The following is a 17233-nucleotide window of genomic DNA, read 5'->3' as shown; positions in this document are numbered from 1 at the left end:
ACGGTTCCAGTATCGCCCACTGCTCATTCGTCAGGTCACCACGCCCCACACGAAGATCATCTCAAACCAAGACACACTTCTAAAACACGCCCTAGAGGACTACTTGCGGGGTGGGGACCATCGGTTCGCGGTGAGCTTGAAGCTCGGCAAGTCGGCGGTCGACGTCATCGTTTCGTACAGCCGGTCGTACTGGGTCGAGGCGGTCAGCCACTCGCCGTCCACCCGCCGATAGGTGTCCTCGTAGTACGCCGCGCCCTCGATCACCACGCGATGCTCGGGCACGATCACCTTGTCCCGCATCAGCCACGTGCCCGTCGCGGTGTCGCCGTCGACGTCGATCTCCGGCTGCCCGGCGAAATGCACCGTGATGACGCCGGGCCCGACGGCGTTCCGGAAGAACCCGATGATCTCGTCGCGGCCATCGAAGGTCAGGGGCTTGCCGTACGACGGCGTGCCGTAGCGCGCGTGCGCGTCGGCGGTCAGAGTCCCTGCCATCTCGTCCCACAGCTTGAGGTCGAGACACCGGAGGTAACGGGCTTTGAGGCGTCGGATCTCTTCGAGCGCGACCAGGTCCATGCCGACAGCGTCCTCCTCCCCTTGACCAAGCACAAGAACTTGTTCTACTTTTCTGATCTCGAACCACGGAGGTCACGATGGCGTCCCCGGCCTACGAGCTCACCCATCTCGAAGCACTCGAAGCCGAAGCCGTGCACATCTTCCGAGAGGTCGCGGCGACCTTCGAACGGCCGGTACTGCTGTTCTCCGGCGGCAAGGACTCGATGGTGATGCTCCACGTGGCGGCCAAGGCGTTCTGGCCGTCGCCACCGCCCTTCCCGGTGATGCACGTCGACACCGGGCACAACTTCGACGAGGTCATCGAGTTCCGCGACCGCACAGTCGGCACCTACGGCCTCCGGCTCGTCGTCACCAGCGTGCAGGACGACATCGACGCGGGCCGGGTCGTCGAAGACCCCAAGGCCGGCCGGAACCGCCTCCAGACCGCCGCCCTGCTGCGCGGCATCCGCGAGCATTCCTTCGACGCGGTCTTCGGCGGCGCCCGGCGCGACGAGGAGAAGGCCCGCGCCAAGGAACGGGTGTTCAGTTTCCGCGACGAGTTCGGCCAATGGGATCCGCGTAATCAGCGCCCGGAGCTTTGGGATCTCTACAACGGCAGGCACCGCAAAGGTGAGCACATCCGCGTCTTCCCGCTGTCGAACTGGACCGAGCTCGACATCTGGCAGTACATCGAGGCCGAGGGCGTCGGCCTGCCGTCGATCTACTATTCGCACCGGCGCCCGGTCGTCCAACGGGACGGCATGCTGCTCGCGCACACCCGCTTCCTCACCTTGAGCGAAGGCGAAAGTCCTTACGAGGCAACGGTTCGCTTTCGCACCGTCGGCGACGCGACGTGCACCGGCTGCGTCGAGTCGACGGCGACGTCGCCGGGTGAAGTGGTCGCCGAGGTGGCCGCAAGCAGGCTCACCGAGCGTGGCGCCACCCGCGCCGACGACCGGATCTCCGAGACCGGAATGGAAGACCGGAAGAAGGAAGGCTACTTCTGATGGGCGCTTCACAGCTGGTCCGCCTCGCGACCGCGGGCAGCGTCGACGACGGGAAGTCGACCCTGATCGGCCGCCTGCTGTTCGACTCGAAGACGGTGTTCACCGACCAGCTCGAAGCCATCGAACGCACCAGCCGCGCCCGCGGCGAGGCGTACCCGAACCTCGCGTTGCTCACCGACGGCCTGCGCGCCGAACGCGAACAGGGCATCACCATCGACGTCGCCCACCGGTATTTCGCGACCCCCCAACGAAAGTTCATCATCGCCGACACCCCGGGACACGTGCAGTACACCCGCAACATGGTCACCGGGGCGTCCACGGCGGACCTCGCGCTGATCCTGATCGACGCCCGTAAAGGCGTGCTCGAACAGTCGCGGCGGCACGCCTTCCTGGCGAGCCTCCTGGGCATCCCGCATCTGGTGTTGTGCGTCAACAAAATGGACCTCGTCGACTGGTCGCAGGAACGCTTCGAGGAGATCCGTGAGGACTTCCGCCGCTTCGCCATGAAACTCCAGGTCCACGACCTGACCTTCATTCCGATGTCGGCGCTGCACGGTGACAACGTCGTGCACCGGGGCGCCAGTATGCCCTGGTACGAGGGCACTTCCCTGCTGCACCACCTCGAACAAGTACACGTGGCCTCGGATCGCAACCTCATCGACGCGCGATTCCCGGTGCAGTACGTGATCCGGGAACACGGCCGCGATTTCCGCGGGTACGCGGGCACCGTCGCGGGCGGGGTGTTCAAACCCGGCGACGAGGTCACCGTGCTGCCGTCCGGTTTCACCACGACGGTGCGCGCGATCTGGGGGCCGGGCGGCACGACGATCACCGAAGCCTTCGCCTCGCGGGCCGTCACGATCGAACTCGCCGACGACCTCGACCTCGGCCGCGGCGACCTGATCTGCCGTCCCGGGAACCGCCCGCACACCAGCCGGGACGTCGACGCGATGGTGTGCTGGTTCTCCGAGCAGGGATCCTTGTCCCCCGGGGCGAACTACCTCGTGCGGCACACCACCCGCGAGACCAAGGCCGAGATCCGCGACCTCGACTACCGGCTCGACGTCACCACCCTGCATCGCGACGAGACCGCGAAAGCGTTGTCCCTCAACGAGATCGGCCGAATCCGGCTGCGCACCCGGCAACCGCTGCTGTTCGATTCCTACCGCCGCAACCGGTCCACCGGCGGTTTCCTCCTCGTCGACGAGCATTCCGGGGCGACGGTCGCGGCCGGGATGATCACCGGGCCGAGCGTGACGGCGTCGAACGTCGTCTGGCACACCGCCGCGGTCACCAGGACCGAACGCGCGACGCGTGGACTCACTGTCTGGCTCACCGGGCTTTCCGCGTCCGGGAAATCGAGTGTGGCCGTCGAACTGGAGCGGCGCCTGGTCGCCTCCGGCAGGCCCGCGTATCTGCTGGACGGTGACAACCTCCGGCACGGGCTGAACGGCAACCTCGGCTTCAGCCCTGCCGATCGCGCCGAGAACGTCCGGCGCGTCGCGGAGGTCGCGAAGCTGTTCGCCGACGCCGGGGTGGTGTCGGTGGTTTCGCTGATCAGCCCGTACCAGGCCGACCGCGAACTCGCCCGCGCCGCGCACGAAGCCGCCGGGCTGCCGTTCCTGGAGGTCTTCGTCGACACCCCGCTCGAGGTCTGCGAAGACCGCGACCCCAAGGGGATGTACGCGAAGGCGAGGGCGGGCGAGATCAGCGGGTTCACCGGGGTGGACGCTCCCTACGAACGTCCCGAGACCCCGGAACTGGTGCTACGGCCCGAAAACGGCGATCCCGCCTCGATGGCCGCGCTGATCCTCGCCGCCCTCGAGTGACGATCAGCCGCCGTTGGAGGCCCGGTACGGAACGGCCGCGTAGGTGCGGGCCGTGGCGGCGGTCAGCTTCTCGACCGAACGGAACATCGTCTTCCCGAGCTTCGCCCGCGCCTTGAGCGCCGGATGCGTCGCGGCGTAGTCGTCCTTGGTGACCGCCGGGTCGCCCGCGAACGCGCCCGACGCGAACAGCGAGTACGTCAGGATCGGCTTGCCGTCGGCGCTGAACATCACGCCCGCCTCATTGCGGCCGTCGTTGAACCAGCCGGCCTTCGTGGCGACCCGCAGCCGCTCGGCCGAGGTCAGGCCGAGCCGCACCCCGTCGGTGAACGCGCTCAGCGAGCGCAGGATGTTCAGCAGGTACTCGGTGGACTTCGCCGAAAGCAGCGTCCCGCCGACCAGTTTCCGCAGCAGCGTATGCGTCTCGGCCGGGGTCGTCTTGCCGAGGAAGAAGCGGTTCGGGTTGGCCACCGGGACGACCTGGGTGTGGACGAATCCCTTGCCGCGCAAGATCTCGTTGACCTCCGCGGCGGGGCAGACCAGCCCGCACAGGCGGACGGCGGTGTTGTCGGACAGCGTCAGCAGCGCGGCCATCGCGTGCCCGAGCGTCACCGAACTCGGATACGCGCCGTCCAGGGCGAAGATGCCGTCGGTGTCCTTGATGACGATGTCGGCCGTGACGTCGACGCGCTGGTCCAAGGTGAGCAGTCCGCGGTCGATCTTGTCGAGTACCGCGGTGGCGACCGCGATCTTGTTGACGCTGTAAGCCTCGACGACCTCGTCGGCCCGCTCGGAGACGGCGGTGACCAGGTTCCCGTCGGAGTCCGCGACGCTGACGTGAGACGACCAGGTGCCGCCCGCCTTCGCGGTTTCCCGGGCGTAGACCTGGAAAATCCGGCGAGCGGCGGCCGACGCGTCTTTGGCAGCGATGTCCGATTCGGACTCTTCGGCGGCTTGAGCGAGCTGCGCCGTCCCGAGGACCGCGCCCGCGGCGGCGACCGTTCCCAGCCCCAGCACGCGACGGCGGTTGACGTTCGTATCCACCACGGAACCCTACCGCGTTCAGCCCGCCGGTGTGACGAATCCGGTGTCGTAGGCCTTGATCACCGCTTGCGTCCGGTCCCTCGCTCCGAGTTTCGACAGGACGTTCCCGACGTGCGTCTTCACCGTCTGCACGCCGAGGTACAGCTCTCCCGCGATCTCCACATTGGACAGTCCGCTCGCCATCAGCCGCAGCACCTCGCGTTCGCGTTCGGTGAGCCCCGCGTCGGCGAGACCGTCCTGCGGGCCCCGGTTCGCCTGCTGCGCGGCCAGCCGCCGGATCGCGGCCGGGAACAGCAGCGATTCCCCCGCCGCCACCGTCCGGATCGCCGAGACGATCTCCTCGGGCCGGGTCCGCTTCAGCAGGAAGCCGCTCGCGCCGGCGAGCAAAGCGTCGTAGACGTAGTCGTCGTTCTCGAAGGTGGTCACCACGATCACCTTGGGCGGATTGGCAAGAGTGGCCATCAGATGCGTGGTCGCGCGGATCCCGTCGACCGAGGGCATCCGGACGTCCATCAGCACGACGTCGGGCCGGAACCGCGAGACCAGGCCCGGCACCTCGGCGCCGTCGGACGCCTCGCCCACGACCTCCAGATCCGGCTCGGAGGCGACGATCGCCCGCAGCCCCGCCCGGATCAGCTGTTCGTCGTCGACCAGCAGCACCCCGATGCTCATCGCCGTTTCCCCCATGGCACCGCCACCTCGACCTTCCAGAATCCGTCCGCGCGCCCCGCGGTGATCGTGCCGCCGAGCACGTCCACCCGTTCCGCCATTCCCCGCAGCCCCCTGCCGCCCCCGTCGCGTGACGGAGCCGCGGCGCCGAGCGGGTTGGACACCCGCAGCGACAGCAGTTCCGAGCCGACGTCGACGAGCACCGTCACCGGCACCTTACCGGCGTGCCGCAACGCGTTCGTCAGGCATTCCTGCAGGATCCGGTACGCCTCACGGGAGACGACCGGCGGCACCGACGACGGTTCGCCCCGCACCTCCGCCGTCACCTCGGCGCCCGCCAGCCGCGTGGCTTCGACCAGCGCGGACAGCTCCGTCAGCCCGGATTGCGGCGCGCGTGACGACGCCTCCTCGCGCAGCAGTCCGAGCACGTGGTCGAGGTCGTCCAGCGCGGCGCGGGCGGAGTCCTCGATCGCGGTGAGCGCCTGTTCCGTGAAGTCCGGATCGGCGCGCAAGGTTCGGCGCGCTGCCCCGGCCTGGATGGTCACGACGCTCAGCGCGTGCCCGACCGAGTCGTGCAGTTCCCGCGCCAGCCGGTTGCGTTCGGCGAGCTGTTCGGTGCGTTTCTCCAGCTGGGCGATCCGTTCGGCGGCCGAGACGCCCAGCAGACTGCGGGCGACGCGGGTCAGCACCGCGCCCGCTCCCCACACCACGTACGCCAGCGCGACGACGCCCAGCAGGAAGGCCAGCGGGATCCACGCGCTCGCCCAGCCGGCCGGTACCACGATCGGATCCTCTGTGGACAGTGCGATCCGGCCGGTGAACGGGGCCGCGACGGTGAAACCGAATCCGACCGGGACGAACAGGCTCGCCAGGCTGAGGACGCAACCCGTGCCCACGTGCAGCAGGTACATCGCCGTCGACCGCAGCCGGACGGGCCAGCTCCCGGCGGGCCCGAACGTCACCCCCGGCACGGGATCGTCCAGCAGTTCCCGGACGGCCGCGCCCTCCAGCACCCGGACCGCGGGGATGAACGACGACGCGATGATCACCAGGACGACGGTGATCATCGCGATGACGACCCCGCGCTCCACCGTCACGACGAGCGGCAGCAGCGAAGGCACCACGATGGCGGCGAAGAGCACGTACGGCACGCTCAGGGCGCCACCGAGGATGAAATACACCCACCGGCGATAGGTCGCCCGATCCGCGAGCGGGCCGAAAAGTCGCATGCGCTCTTTCTAGCCTGTGCCCGCCTCGCGCGGATCCCTCAGCAGTATCTCCGCGATCTCCCTCGCCAGGGTGACCCGGTGCGCGTCCCCGTCGATACCGGTGTGCGCGACAGCGCCTTCCAGCAAGAGGAAAAGCTGTTCCGCGAGCCGTTGCGGATCGGCCGCGCCCGGGACGTCCTCGCGGAGGAGTTCGGTGAACTTCGCCCGTACCGCCGCCTTGTGCCGCCGGATCACGTCGAGTCCGGGATGCCCCGCGGGCAGCTCGGCGGCCGCGTTGAGGAACGCGCACCCCCGGTCGCTCCCGAGCTTCGGGTGATCGACGTAGGCGTCGAAGACGGTCAGCGCCCGAGGCGTGCCGGCCTCGGCAAGCCGCTGTTCGAGGTACGCCCACCAGACGTCGTGACGGCTTCGCAAGTACGCGACCGTGAGGTCCGTCTTCGACCCGAAGCACGCGTACAGCGTCTTCTTCGTGACGCCCGCGGCCTCGGCGATCGCCGCGACGCCCACGGCGTTCAGCCCGTCTCGGTAGAACAACGTGCTCGCCGCGCTCAGGACACGCTCGCCCGCCGGTGTCAGCATGCCTCGACTATACCGATCGGTTGACCTGAGCGCGAAATGCGGGAACACTCCCTGAGTATACCGATCGGTATACCTCTGAAGGAGAGCTGATGGTTTCTTCGTACAAACGCGAGCTGACGCTCACCGCGGCCGGGTTGTCGCTGATCGCGGTCTCCTACGGACTCGCGAGGTACGCGTACGGCCTCTTCGCACCGACACTCCGGATGGAGTTCGGGCTCGACGGCGGCACCCTCGGCGCCATCGCGGCGGGCAGCTACGTCGCGTACTGCCTCGCCGTCGTCGCCTCGACCGCCATCACGGCCCGCAGGGGCGCACGGGCGGGCGCGCTCGCCGCCGGAGCGACCGCCACCGCGGGGACCGCCTTGATCGCGGCCGCTCCGAACGCCGCGGTTCTCGCGCTCGGCGTCGTCCTCGCCGGGGGCAGCACCGGCCTGGCGTCCCCTTCGCTCGCGGACGCGGTCTCCCGCGTCGTCCGCGTGACCCGCCGCGACCGAGCCCAGTCCGTGGTGAACGCCGGAACCGGGCTCGGCGTGCTGATCTCCGGTCCGGTCTCCCTGCTCGCGATCGGCGATTGGAGGCTGGCCTGGTGGGCTTTCGCGGCAGCATCGGCACTGGTGACCTTGTGGATCGCCCGCGTCGTGCCGCCGGTCAGGGAGGACCGGAAGAGCGGCCTGCCGGTACCGCTGTTCCCGCCGGCCACCGGACGGCTGCTGCCCGCGGCGGCGACGCTCGGCCTGGCCAGCGCGGCGATCTGGACGTTCGGCCGGGACATCGCCGTGAGCGTCGGCGGGCTCGGCGAGACCGCCTCGACGGTGGTGTGGATCGTCCTCGGCGCGGTCGGCCTTGCCGGTGCGTTCACCGCCGAACTGACCTCGCGGGCGGGGCTGCGCCGGGCCTGGTCCGCGGGAATGATCCTGTTCGCCGTCGCCACGGCTCTCTTCGCCCTCGCCACCCGATCGCTGCCGGCGCTCATCATCGCGGCGGCGCTCTTCGGAGCCGTCTACATCGGACTGACCGGCGTGCTGATCCTCTGGGGCACCAGGGCCTATCCGGCGTCTCCCGCGTTCGGTGTCGGCGTGGCCTTCCTGATGCTGGCGCTCGGCCAGGCCGCCGGAGCGCCACTGATCGGCTTCCTCGGCGACCTCATCGACCTTCGTGCCGGTTTCCTCGCGGCCGCGGCGACCGCCGTCCTCGGCGTCCTGTTCGCCCCCAAGGAGGCGACCACGACCTACAACTTCGGGGTTCGTTCCCTCTCAAGGGTGAGCCCCGTCCCGCCGGAGCGGGAATCCCGCGCGGGCTGCGCGTGATGTCCTCATCGGCATGAACCTGCTGCTCGGCCTGCTCACCCTGCCCGTCTACGCGCTCATGCTGTGGCCACTCGTGGTCGCCGCCCGCCGCGTGCTGGGCGTGCGGATCGGCGTGGTGCGCGCGTTCTGCGCCGCGGGTTTCGGCTGGCTCGTCGCGGGCGGCATCCTCAGCGCGTTCCCCACCCCGATGTACGCGAGCGGCGGCGCCTTCGCCGGGCTGATCATCCCGGTGGCGGGCGGCGCGTTCCTGGCGACGCTGATGTTCCTGTTCGTCGCGGAGTTCGTGCTGCCGTCGGGCTCCGGGCTCGGGCTGATCGGCAGGATCCGTTCCCTGCGCCGCCGCGCCGCCCGGACGCGGCGGTACTCGCAGATCACCCGGATCGCGATCAAGCACGGCCTCGGCCGCTACCTCACCGGCCGCCGGGAAGCCGGGCTCGCCCAGGTCCGGCACGCCAAATTGGCGCGTTCGCTGCGCCGCGCGCTGGAAGAGGGCGGCGTGACGTTCGTGAAGCTCGGCCAACTGCTCTCGACCCGGTCCGATCTGCTCCCGCCGGTGTTCATCGACGAACTCAGCAAGCTCCAGGACCAGGTCGCGTTCGCCGACGCCGACGAGGTCGCGACCGTGCTGCGCGAGGAACTGGGCGGCGACCCGGACGAGATCTTCGCCGAGTTCGATCCGGAACCGATCGCGGCCGCGTCGATCGCGCAGGTCTACCGGGCGAAGCTGCGCGACGGGCAGGAAGTCGTCGTCAAGGTGCAGCGGCCCGGCGTGCAGTCGCTGGTCGACCGGGACCTCGACATCGTCCGCCGCGTCGCCGCCGCACTGGACCTGCGCGCGGACTGGGCCCGCTCGCTCGGCGTCATCGACCTCGCCGAAGGCTTCGCCGACGCCCTGGTCGAGGAACTCGACTTCCGGACCGAGGCCAGGAACATCGAAGCGGTCGCCGCGGCCTACCCCGGCACCGAAGTCGCCCTGCCGACCGTCCACAAAGCACTGTCCACCGAGCGCGTCCTGGTGATGCGGCGCCTCGACGGCAAACCGCTCGCCGCCGCCAAGGAACAGGTCCCGGTCGCCGAACGGGCGAACCTCGCGCGGTCGATGCTGCGCTGCGTACTCGGCCAGGTGATGGGCAGCGGCGTCTTCCACGCCGACCCGCATCCCGGCAACGTCCTGCTGCTCACCGACGGCAGGCTGGGCCTGCTCGACTTCGGCTCCGTCGGACGGCTCGACTCGGGCCTGCGCGGCGGGCTGCAGAACCTCATCCTCGCCCTCGACCGCGGCGACCCGGCCGCGTTGCGCGACGGCCTGCTGGAGATCGTCGACCGGCCGGACGAGATCGAGGAGCAACGGCTGGAGCGGGCACTGGGTTCCTTGGTGGCCAAGCATTTCAACCACGGGCAGGCCCCGGATCTGGACATGTTCACCGACCTGTTCCGGGTGATCGCCGACTTCCGGCTCAGCGTGCCCCCGCCGATCGCCGCGGTGTTCCGCGCACTGGCCACTTTGGAGGGAACGCTGGCCGCGCTGGCGCCGGGATTCAACATCGTCGTCGAATCCCGCGCCTACGCCGCCGAGCAGGTGGGTGCCGGCCTGCGGCCGGAGTCGTTGCGCTCCACCGCCACCAACGAACTGATGGCGCTCCTGCCGGTGCTGCGCCGTCTGCCCCGCCGCGTCGACCGGATCGGCAACGCGCTGGAGCAGGGCAGGCTTTCGGTCAACGTCCGGCTGTTCTCCGACGAACGCGACCGCGACGTGGTGACCGGGCTGGTGCACGAACTCCTGCTGGCGTTCGTCGGCGCGGCCACCGGGCTGATGGCCGTGCTGCTGCTGGGCGGCGCGGGCGGCCCGGAGATGCTGCCCGGCGTCACGCTGCACCAGATGTTCGGCTACAACCTGCTCGTGGTCAGTGCGCTGGTGGGACTGCGGCTGCTTTTCGTCGTTTTCCGGCGAAGCGGGCAACGCTCACGATCGCCCCGATGACACCCAGGACGACGAGGCCCGCTCCCCCGAACACGAGGAGCCGCGAGGTGCGGAACCCGGTGTCGGACACCGGATCCCCGGGAAGACCGGCCTCGACGAAAGCGGTGGTCTGAGGAAAGGGATCCGCGGCGAAAGGGCTTCCCCGCCCGACGACGACACCGTTCACCTTCGACAGCGGCACGGCGCCGTCACCCGGTGAACCGACGTAGATCCGCGAGTCCCGGGAGTTGTTCCGCTGATCGCCCGCGACGAACACCGTGCCCGGCGGCACCTGGACGCTGAACGGCCGGTACTCCTTGCGGCCATACCCGTTGTCGTCTTCGGTGTACGGCTCTTTGACCGGTTTCCCGTTGACGGTGATCAGGTTGTCTTTCGTGCAGCAGACGACCTGATCGCCACCGATGCCGATCACCCGTTTGATGGTCCGGCCCTCACCGGGCCGTGAGTCCGGGAACGCGGAAAGATCCATGAGGACGACGGCCCCGCGTGGGATCTCGGGGGCATCCACCCAGCGGTACAGCACGACCTCCCCGGGCTGGATCGTGGGCGCCATCGCTTCGCCGGGAACGCTCGCCATGCGATAGCTCATCAGGGTCCAGAACCCGTATCCCCCGGCGCCCACGCCGACGACCGCCAGCAGGATCATCACGAAGAGGAGCGGGGAGAATCTTCGCTTCGGCCCCGGTCTCGCGGCGGGCGGAGCGGGGAAGTCCGTTTCGGTCACAGCGCACGATAGCGCTGGTGGCCGACAGTTTCCGGCGAACGCTCAAGCTCGGGGTGCGTACATGATGACCCCGACCCCGGCGAGGCAGATCAGGGCGCCGATGACGTCGTAGCGGTCCGGCCGGAAGCCGTCGGCGACCATCCCCCACGCCAGCGAACCCGCGACGAACACTCCCCCGTACGCGGCAAGGATGCGGCCGAAGTTCGCGTCGGGCTGGAGCGTCGCGACGAAGCCGTAGAGGCCCAGTGCGACGACGCCCGCGCCGATCCAGAGGTATCCGCGGTGTTCCCTGACGCCTTGCCAGATCAGCCAGGCGCCGCCGATCTCCAGCAGGGCTGCGAGTGCGAAGAGCGCTATGGACCGGATCATGCCGTTACCCAACCAGACGCCGGGCGACCTCCGGGGCGCGGTATAGGTCGTTATACGCAAGGGTGACACAGTCCGGCACGAATGTCCCTGTCACGAACGGATCCAGAGGGGGTGTGTGGAAATAGGGACGTTGAGTGGTCCCTATTTCCACACACCCTTGTCAGAGAAGTCCGTGAAGGCCTCCTTGAGGGACTCTGGGTCCCTCAAGGAGGCCTTCACGGACAGCGGCGATCTAGCCCAGAGCAACCCACACCCTAGGTACATGAAGGCCCCCTTCCTGTACCTAGGCGCAAGGAAGGGGGCCTTCATGTACTACGACGAAAAGTGAGGGTCAGACGGTGAAGCCCAGGGCGCGCAGCTGCTCGCGGCCGTCCTCGGTGATCTTCTCCGGGCCCCACGGCGGCATCCAGACCCAGTTGATCCGGAAGTCCTTGACCAGTCCCGTTCCCCCGCCGACGAGCGCGGCACCGGTCTGGTCTTCGATGACGTCGGTCAGCGGGCAGGCCGCGGACGTCAGGGTCATGTCGATGGTGGCGGTGTTGTCCGGCTCCACGTGGATGCCGTAGACGAGCCCCAGGTCGACGACGTTGATGCCCAGCTCGGGGTCGACGACGTCGCGCATCGCCTCTTCGAGGTCCTCGACCTTCGCCAGGTCGGCGGTGTCCGCGGCGGCGGTGGTCTCGGCGTCGAGGTCGGCGGCCGTGCGCCCCTCGCGGGTTTCGGTCTGCTGTTCGGTCATGCCGTCTCAACTCCGTTGGTCGTGCGGGCGACGGCGTCCTTGAACGCCATCCATCCGAGCAGGGCGCACTTCACGCGTGCCGGGTACTTGGCGACGCCCGCGAAGGCGATGCCGTCCTCCAGCACTTCCTCGTCCGGCTCGATCTGACCCTTGCCCTGCATCAGCTCGACGAAGGCGTCCATGGTGGTGAACGCCTCCTCCACGGTGTGCCCGACGACGAGATCCGTCAAGACCGACGTGGACGCCTGGCTGATCGAGCAGCCTTGTCCGTCGTAGGAGATGTCGGCGACCTTCCCGTCGTCGACCTTCACCCGCAGGGTCACCTCGTCACCACAGGTCGGGTTGACCTGGAACGACTCGGCGTCGAACGGCTCGCGCAGACCGCGGCCGTGCGGGTTCTTGTAGTGGTCCAGGATGATCTCCTGGTACATGCTTTCGAGGTTCACAGCGCAGAACCCCCTTGGGCCACCCCGAAGAACCTCTGCGCCTCACGCACACCGTTCACCAGCGCGTCCACTTCGGTCAGGGTGTTGTAGACGTAGAACGACGCGCGCACGGTCGCCGGGACCGAGCAGGCCCGGTGCAGCGGCCACGCGCAGTGGTGCCCGACGCGGACGGCGATGCCGAGGCTGTCCAGCACCTGGCCCGAGTCGTGCGGGTGGACTCCGTCGATGACGAACGAGACCAATCCGCCGCGGTCGATCATGTCGGTGGGGCCGATGATCCGCACGCCGGGGATCTCGCCGAGTCCGGCCAGCGCCGCCTCGGTGAGGAGGTGCTCGTGCGCGGCGACCCGGTCCATGCCGATCGCCGACAGGTAGTCGGTGGCAGCACCCAGACCGACGGCTTGCGACGTCATCGGGGTGCCCGCCTCGAAGCGCTGCGGCGGCGCGGCGAAGGTGGTCTGCTCCATGCGGACCATCTCGATCATCGAACCGCCGGTCAGGAACGGCGGCATCGCTTCGAGCAGCTCACGGCGGCCGTAAAGGACGCCGATGCCGTACGGGCCGACCATCTTGTGCCCGGCGAAAGCGGCGAAGTCGACGTCCAGGTCGTGGAGGTCCACGGGGAAGTGCGGCACCGACTGGCAGGCGTCCAGCACGACCAGCGCGCCGACCTTGCGGGCCTTCTCCACCAGGAACTTGACCGGGTTGATCGTGCCGAGCACGTTGGACTGGTGCGTGAACGCGAGCACCTTGGTCCGCTCGGTGATCAGCTCGTCCACATTGGACAGATCCAGACGGCCGTCCGCGGTGACGGAGAACCACTTCAGCGTCGCGCCGGTGCGCTGGCAGAGTTGCTGCCACGGCACCAGGTTCGCGTGGTGTTCCATCTCGGTGATGACGATCTCGTCGCCGGGGCCGAGCTTGAACCGCTCGGCCTCGGGGCCGGCCGTGGCGGCGTTGCTCATCGCGTAGGCGACGAGGTTGATGCCCTCGGTGGCGTTCTTGGTGAACACCAGCTCGTGCGGGGAGGCGCCGACGAACTCCGCGATCCGCACGCGGGCGGATTCGTAGGCGTCGGTCGCCTCCTCGGCGAGCTGGTGCGCGCCGCGGTGCACCGCGGCGTTCGAGGTCTCCAGGAACCGGCGCTCGGCTTCGAGCACCTGCGCCGGTTTCTGGGACGTCGCACCGGAATCCAGATACACCAAGGGTTTCCCGTCCCGCACCGTGCGGGTCAGGATGGGGAAGTCGGCCCTGATGGCCGCCACATCTAAGGGCACAGAGTTAGCCGTGGTGGTGGTCATCGGGCCAACTCCTCTCGGTGTAGTCGTGAAAACAGTGATCAGACAGCGGCGGTCTCGGTGGAGCCGGCGTACTTGACGTACCCGTTCTCCTCCAGCTCGTCCGCGAGCTCACGGCCGCCGGACTCGACGATCTTGCCGCCGGCGAAGACGTGCACGAAGTCGGGCGTGATGTGCCGCAGGATCCGCGTGTAGTGCGTGATCAACATGACGCCGGCGTCACTGTTGGCCTTGAACTCGTTGACGCCCTCGGAGACGACGCGCAGCGCGTCGACGTCGAGGCCGGAGTCGGTCTCGTCGAGGATGGCGATCTTCGGCTTGAGCAGCGCCAGCTGCAGGATCTCGTGGCGCTTCTTCTCGCCGCCGGAGAAGCCCTCGTTCACCGAACGCTCGGCGAACTCGGACGAGATCTCCAGCTTGCCCATCTCCTCCTTGACCTCCTTGACCCAGTGGCGCAGCTTGGGGGCCTCGCCACGGACCGCGGTGGCCGCGGTGCGGAGGAAGTTGGACATGGACACGCCCGGTACCTCGACCGGGTACTGCATGGCGAGGAACAGGCCCGCGCGGGCGCGCTCGTCGACGCTCATCTCCAGCACGTCCTCACCGTCGAGCAGGACCTGCCCGGAGGTGACTTCGTACTTGGGGTGACCGGCGATGGCGTAGGACAGCGTGGACTTGCCCGAACCGTTGGGGCCCATGATCGCGTGGGTCTCGCCCGACTTGATGGTCAGGTTGACGCCCTTGAGGATCTCCTTGGGGCCTTCCTCGGTCGTGACCGAGGCGTGCAGATCCTTGATTTCCAGCGTAGGCATTTCTTTCCTAAAAGTCTGATGTGGACGGACGAGGGCTTAGACGCCCACGGCTTCGAGCTCGGCTTCGATCGCGGTCTCGAGACGCTCGCGCACCTCGGGAACGCCGATCTTGACCAGGATCTCGTGGAAGAACCCGCGTACGACCAGGCGCCGCGCGGCGTCCTCGCCGATTCCACGCGACTGGAGGTAGAACAACTGCTCGTCGTCGAACCTTCCCGTCGCGCTCGCGTGCCCGGCGCCTTCGATCTCGCCGGTCTCGATCTCCAGGTTCGGGATCGAGTCCGCCCGCGCGCCCGGCGTCAGCACCAGGTTGCGGTTGAGCTCGTAGGTGTCGGTCGCTTCGGCGGCCGCCCGGATCAGCACGTCGCCGACCCACACGGTGTGCGCGTTTTCGCCCTGCAGTGCGCCCTTGTACATCACCCGCGACTTGCAGTTCGGCACCGCGTGGTCGACGAAGAGACGGTGCTCCTGGTGCTGCCCCGCGTCCGCGAAGTACAGGCCGAGCATCTCGACGTCGCCGCCCTTGTCGGCGAACGTCGCCGTCGGCGAGACGCGGACGAGGTCACCGCCCAGGGTGATGACGATGTGCTTGAGCGTGGCGTCGCGGCCGAGCTTGAGGTGCTGCTCGGACACGTGCACCGCGTCGTCGGCCCAGTCCTGGACGCTGACCACGGTCACGTTCGCCGAATCGCCGATGACGAACTCGACGTTGTCGGCGTAGGTGCCGGAGCCGACGTGGTCGAGGACGATGACGGCCTCGGAGAACTGCTCGGCGCGGACCTGCAGGTGCCCGTAGGCGACCTCGCCCTCGCCGGGACCGGTGATCTTCACCGTCGACGGCTTCGACGCCTTGGTCTCCTTGGGCACCGTGATGACGGTGGCCTCGGTGAACGAGGAGTACGCCTGCGCGGCGATCCGGTCGCTCGGGACGCCCGCGACGCCGAGGCGCTCGTCGTCCCTGCCGACCTGCTCGATCTTCAGTTCGGGCGCGGCGTCGGATTCCAGGGTCGCCGAACCCGAAGCGGTGGCGGACCCGTCGTGCAGGCCGCGCAGCCGCTTCATCGGAGTGAAGCGCCAGTTCTCCTCACGGCCGCCGGGGACCTCGAAGGCCTCGACGTCGTGAGAGGTGAACCGCTCCGCGCGGGACGTGGCCGGGATGACCACGCCCTCGCGCATCGCTTCGGAAACGTTGTTCTCGGTAACCGACATGACTAGCCGACGGACCCTTCCATCTGAAGCTCGATCAGGCGGTTCAGCTCGAGCGCGTACTCCATCGGCAGCTCACGCGCGATGGGCTCGACGAACCCGCGCACGATCATCGCCATGGCCTCGGCCTCGTCGAGACCGCGCGACATGAGGTAGAACATCTGGTCTTCGCTGACCTTCGAGACGGTCGCCTCGTGGCCCATGGAGACCTCGTCATTGCGGATGTCCACGTACGGGTACGTGTCCGACCGCGAGATCGTGTCGACCAGCAGCGCGTCACAGACCACGCTGGACCGCGAGTGGTGCGCCCGCTTCGCGATCTTGATCAGACCGCGGTAGGAGGTGCGGCCACCGCCGCGCGCCACCGACTTCGACACGATGGTCGAGGAGGTGTGCGGCGCCAGGTGCTCCATCTTCGCGCCGGCGTCCTGGTGCTGACCTTCGCCCGCGAACGCGACCGAGAGGACCTCGCCCTTGGCGTGCTCGCCCATCAGGAAGACGGACGGGTACTTCATCGTGACCTTGGAACCGATGTTGCCGTCGATCCACTCCATGGTCGCGCCCTCTTCGCACTTGGCGCGCTTGGTGACCAGGTTGTAGACGTTGTTCGACCAGTTCTGGATGGTCGTGTAACGGCAGCGGGCGCCCTTCTTCACGATGATCTCCACGACCGCCGAGTGCAGCGAGTCGGACTGGTAGATCGGCGCGGTGCAACCCTCGACGTAGTGCACGTAGGCGTCTTCGTCGACGATGATCAGGGTCCGCTCGAACTGACCCATGTTCTCGGTGTTGATCCGGAAGTAGGCCTGCAGCGGGATGTCCACCTTGACGCCCTTGGGCACGTAGATGAACGAGCCGCCGGACCACACCGCGGTGTTCAGCGCGGAGAACTTGTTGTCCCCGGCCGGGATCACGGAGCCGAAGTACTCCTTGAAGATCTCCGGGTGCTCCTTGAGCGCGGTGTCGGTGTCCAGGAACAGGACGCCCTGCGCCTCCAGATCCTCGCGGATCGAGTGGTAGACGACCTCGGACTCGTACTGCGCGGCGACACCGGCGACGAGGCGCTGCTTCTCCGCCTCGGGGATGCCGAGCCGGTCGTACGTGTTCTTGATGTCCTCGGGCAGGTCTTCCCAGGAGGTGGCCTGCTTCTCACTGGACCGCACGAAGTACTTGATGTTGTCGAAGTCGATCCCGGAGAGGTCCGCACCCCAGTTGGGCATCGGCTTCAAGTCGAAGAGCTTGAGAGCCTTCAGTCGTGCTTCGCGCATCCACTCCGGCTCGGACTTCTTCGAGGAGATGTCGGTGACGACGTCCTCGTTCAGTCCGCGACGGGCAGTAGAGCCCGCCTCGTCGGAGTCCGCCCAGCCGAACGCGTACTTGCCAAGGGACTCGATGGTCTCTTCCTGGCTCATGGGCGCGGTGGTGGGAGTGCGCTGCTCGGC

General features: G+C 68.3%; 17 protein-coding genes. 4 read left to right on the top strand and 13 right to left on the bottom strand.

What is annotated here, in order from left to right:
- Window positions 1-99 precede the first annotated feature (99 nt).
- Window positions 100-576 (bottom strand): nuclear transport factor 2 family protein, encoded by a 477-nt coding sequence (locus ACZ5IK_RS13985; protein ID WP_465488010.1) that lies wholly within the window; start codon window positions 574-576, stop codon window positions 100-102.
- Between the two features lie 77 nt (window positions 577-653).
- On the opposite strand from ACZ5IK_RS13985, the gene cysD reads away from it, so the two are divergent.
- Together cysD and cysC are read left to right on the top strand one after the other, a co-directional pair.
- Complete coding sequence (gene cysD, locus ACZ5IK_RS13980; protein ID WP_465488009.1) at window positions 654-1562, top strand: sulfate adenylyltransferase subunit CysD; 909 nt, start codon at window positions 654-656, stop codon at window positions 1560-1562.
- Complete coding sequence (gene cysC / locus ACZ5IK_RS13975) at window positions 1562-3391, top strand: adenylyl-sulfate kinase (protein ID WP_465488008.1); 1830 nt, start codon at window positions 1562-1564, stop codon at window positions 3389-3391. The genes cysD and cysC overlap by 1 nt, the downstream gene beginning before the upstream one ends.
- A gap of 3 nt (window positions 3392-3394) precedes the next feature.
- On the opposite strand, the gene ACZ5IK_RS13970 is transcribed toward cysC, so the two are convergent.
- From ACZ5IK_RS13970 to ACZ5IK_RS13955, 4 genes are read right to left on the bottom strand one after another with little or no spacing between them, the layout of a single operon-like run.
- Window positions 3395-4432, bottom strand: a complete 1038-nt coding sequence (locus ACZ5IK_RS13970; RefSeq protein WP_465488007.1) for a serine hydrolase — start codon at window positions 4430-4432, stop codon at window positions 3395-3397.
- An 18-nt stretch (window positions 4433-4450) separates the two neighbouring features.
- Complete coding sequence (locus tag ACZ5IK_RS13965) at window positions 4451-5104, bottom strand: response regulator (RefSeq protein WP_465488006.1); 654 nt, start codon at window positions 5102-5104, stop codon at window positions 4451-4453.
- Window positions 5101-6330 carry a sensor histidine kinase gene (locus tag ACZ5IK_RS13960; RefSeq protein WP_465488005.1) on the bottom strand — a complete coding sequence of 410 codons (1230 nt, stop codon included), beginning with the start codon at window positions 6328-6330 and terminating at the stop codon, window positions 5101-5103. The genes ACZ5IK_RS13965 and ACZ5IK_RS13960 overlap by 4 nt, the downstream gene beginning before the upstream one ends.
- Window positions 6331-6339: 9 nt before the next feature.
- The gene (locus ACZ5IK_RS13955; RefSeq protein ID WP_465488004.1) at window positions 6340-6909 is read right to left on the bottom strand and encodes a TetR/AcrR family transcriptional regulator; all 570 of its coding nucleotides are present in this window, start codon (window positions 6907-6909) and stop codon (window positions 6340-6342) included.
- An 89-nt stretch (window positions 6910-6998) separates the two neighbouring features.
- Here ACZ5IK_RS13955 and ACZ5IK_RS13950 point away from each other — a divergent pair, with 89 nt between their 5' ends.
- Together ACZ5IK_RS13950 and ACZ5IK_RS13945 are read left to right on the top strand one after the other, a co-directional pair.
- Window positions 6999-8216, top strand: a complete 1218-nt coding sequence (locus ACZ5IK_RS13950) for an MFS transporter (protein WP_465488003.1) — start codon at window positions 6999-7001, stop codon at window positions 8214-8216.
- 13 nt (window positions 8217-8229) lie between these two features.
- Window positions 8230-10197, top strand: coding sequence for an ABC1 kinase family protein (locus tag ACZ5IK_RS13945; protein WP_465488002.1), 1968 nt, complete (start codon window positions 8230-8232; stop codon window positions 10195-10197).
- Here the strand turns inward: ACZ5IK_RS13945 and lepB are convergent.
- The 8 genes from lepB to sufB all read right to left on the bottom strand — a co-directional run bounded on the left by lepB (window position 10121) and on the right by sufB (window position 17203).
- Entirely contained in the window at window positions 10121-10921 is an 801-nt protein-coding gene (gene lepB / locus ACZ5IK_RS13940; protein WP_465488001.1) for a signal peptidase I, read from the bottom strand. The two genes, ACZ5IK_RS13945 and lepB, sit on opposite strands and share 77 nt — an antisense overlap.
- A gap of 42 nt (window positions 10922-10963) precedes the next feature.
- Window positions 10964-11290, bottom strand: a complete 327-nt coding sequence (locus ACZ5IK_RS13935; RefSeq protein ID WP_465488000.1) for a YnfA family protein — start codon at window positions 11288-11290, stop codon at window positions 10964-10966.
- A gap of 331 nt (window positions 11291-11621) precedes the next feature.
- The gene (locus ACZ5IK_RS13930; RefSeq protein WP_020637162.1) at window positions 11622-12029 is read right to left on the bottom strand and encodes a metal-sulfur cluster assembly factor; all 408 of its coding nucleotides are present in this window, start codon (window positions 12027-12029) and stop codon (window positions 11622-11624) included.
- Window positions 12026-12475 carry a Fe-S cluster assembly sulfur transfer protein SufU gene (gene sufU / locus ACZ5IK_RS13925; RefSeq protein ID WP_101606798.1) on the bottom strand — a complete coding sequence of 150 codons (450 nt, stop codon included), beginning with the start codon at window positions 12473-12475 and terminating at the stop codon, window positions 12026-12028. Before sufU ends, ACZ5IK_RS13930 begins: the two co-directional genes overlap by 4 nt.
- A complete protein-coding gene (locus ACZ5IK_RS13920; RefSeq protein ID WP_465487999.1) occupies window positions 12472-13776 on the bottom strand; it encodes a cysteine desulfurase in 1305 nt (434 codons plus the stop codon). Before ACZ5IK_RS13920 ends, sufU begins: the two co-directional genes overlap by 4 nt.
- 38 nt (window positions 13777-13814) lie before the next feature.
- Entirely contained in the window at window positions 13815-14585 is a 771-nt protein-coding gene (sufC, locus tag ACZ5IK_RS13915) for a Fe-S cluster assembly ATPase SufC (RefSeq protein WP_465487998.1), read from the bottom strand.
- Window positions 14586-14621: 36 nt separating this feature from the next.
- A complete protein-coding gene (sufD, locus tag ACZ5IK_RS13910) occupies window positions 14622-15794 on the bottom strand; it encodes a Fe-S cluster assembly protein SufD (RefSeq protein ID WP_101606795.1) in 1173 nt (390 codons plus the stop codon).
- Between the two features lie 2 nt (window positions 15795-15796).
- A complete protein-coding gene (gene sufB / locus ACZ5IK_RS13905) occupies window positions 15797-17203 on the bottom strand; it encodes a Fe-S cluster assembly protein SufB (protein ID WP_409492618.1) in 1407 nt (468 codons plus the stop codon).
- Window positions 17204-17233: the final 30 nt, after the last annotated feature.

Source organism: Amycolatopsis sp. NPDC031561 (assembly GCF_055580625.1).
Note: the sequence above shows the minus strand (reverse complement) of the source record. Positions and strands in the feature narration are given on the sequence as shown.

What these genes read in the sequence shown, in the direction of transcription:
- ACZ5IK_RS13985 (WP_465488010.1), bottom strand. Translation starts at nt 576, where the DNA reads ATGGACCTGGTCGCGCTCGAAGAGATCCGACGCCTCAAAGCCCGTTAC.
- cysD (WP_465488009.1), top strand. Translation starts at nt 654, where the DNA reads ATGGCGTCCCCGGCCTACGAGCTCACCCATCTCGAAGCACTCGAAGCC.
- cysC (WP_465488008.1), top strand. Translation starts at nt 1,562, where the DNA reads ATGGGCGCTTCACAGCTGGTCCGCCTCGCGACCGCGGGCAGCGTCGAC.
- ACZ5IK_RS13965 (WP_465488006.1), bottom strand. Translation starts at nt 5,104, where the DNA reads ATGAGCATCGGGGTGCTGCTGGTCGACGACGAACAGCTGATCCGGGCG.
- ACZ5IK_RS13960 (WP_465488005.1), bottom strand. Translation starts at nt 6,330, where the DNA reads ATGCGACTTTTCGGCCCGCTCGCGGATCGGGCGACCTATCGCCGGTGG.
- ACZ5IK_RS13955 (WP_465488004.1), bottom strand. Translation starts at nt 6,909, where the DNA reads ATGCTGACACCGGCGGGCGAGCGTGTCCTGAGCGCGGCGAGCACGTTG.
- ACZ5IK_RS13950 (WP_465488003.1), top strand. Translation starts at nt 6,999, where the DNA reads ATGGTTTCTTCGTACAAACGCGAGCTGACGCTCACCGCGGCCGGGTTG.
- ACZ5IK_RS13945 (WP_465488002.1), top strand. Translation starts at nt 8,230, where the DNA reads ATGAACCTGCTGCTCGGCCTGCTCACCCTGCCCGTCTACGCGCTCATG.
- ACZ5IK_RS13935 (WP_465488000.1), bottom strand. Translation starts at nt 11,290, where the DNA reads ATGATCCGGTCCATAGCGCTCTTCGCACTCGCAGCCCTGCTGGAGATC.
- ACZ5IK_RS13930 (WP_020637162.1), bottom strand. Translation starts at nt 12,029, where the DNA reads ATGACCGAACAGCAGACCGAAACCCGCGAGGGGCGCACGGCCGCCGAC.
- ACZ5IK_RS13920 (WP_465487999.1), bottom strand. Translation starts at nt 13,776, where the DNA reads ATGACCACCACCACGGCTAACTCTGTGCCCTTAGATGTGGCGGCCATC.
- sufC (WP_465487998.1), bottom strand. Translation starts at nt 14,585, where the DNA reads ATGCCTACGCTGGAAATCAAGGATCTGCACGCCTCGGTCACGACCGAG.
- sufD (WP_101606795.1), bottom strand. Translation starts at nt 15,794, where the DNA reads ATGTCGGTTACCGAGAACAACGTTTCCGAAGCGATGCGCGAGGGCGTG.
- sufB (WP_409492618.1), bottom strand. Translation starts at nt 17,203, where the DNA reads ATGAGCCAGGAAGAGACCATCGAGTCCCTTGGCAAGTACGCGTTCGGC.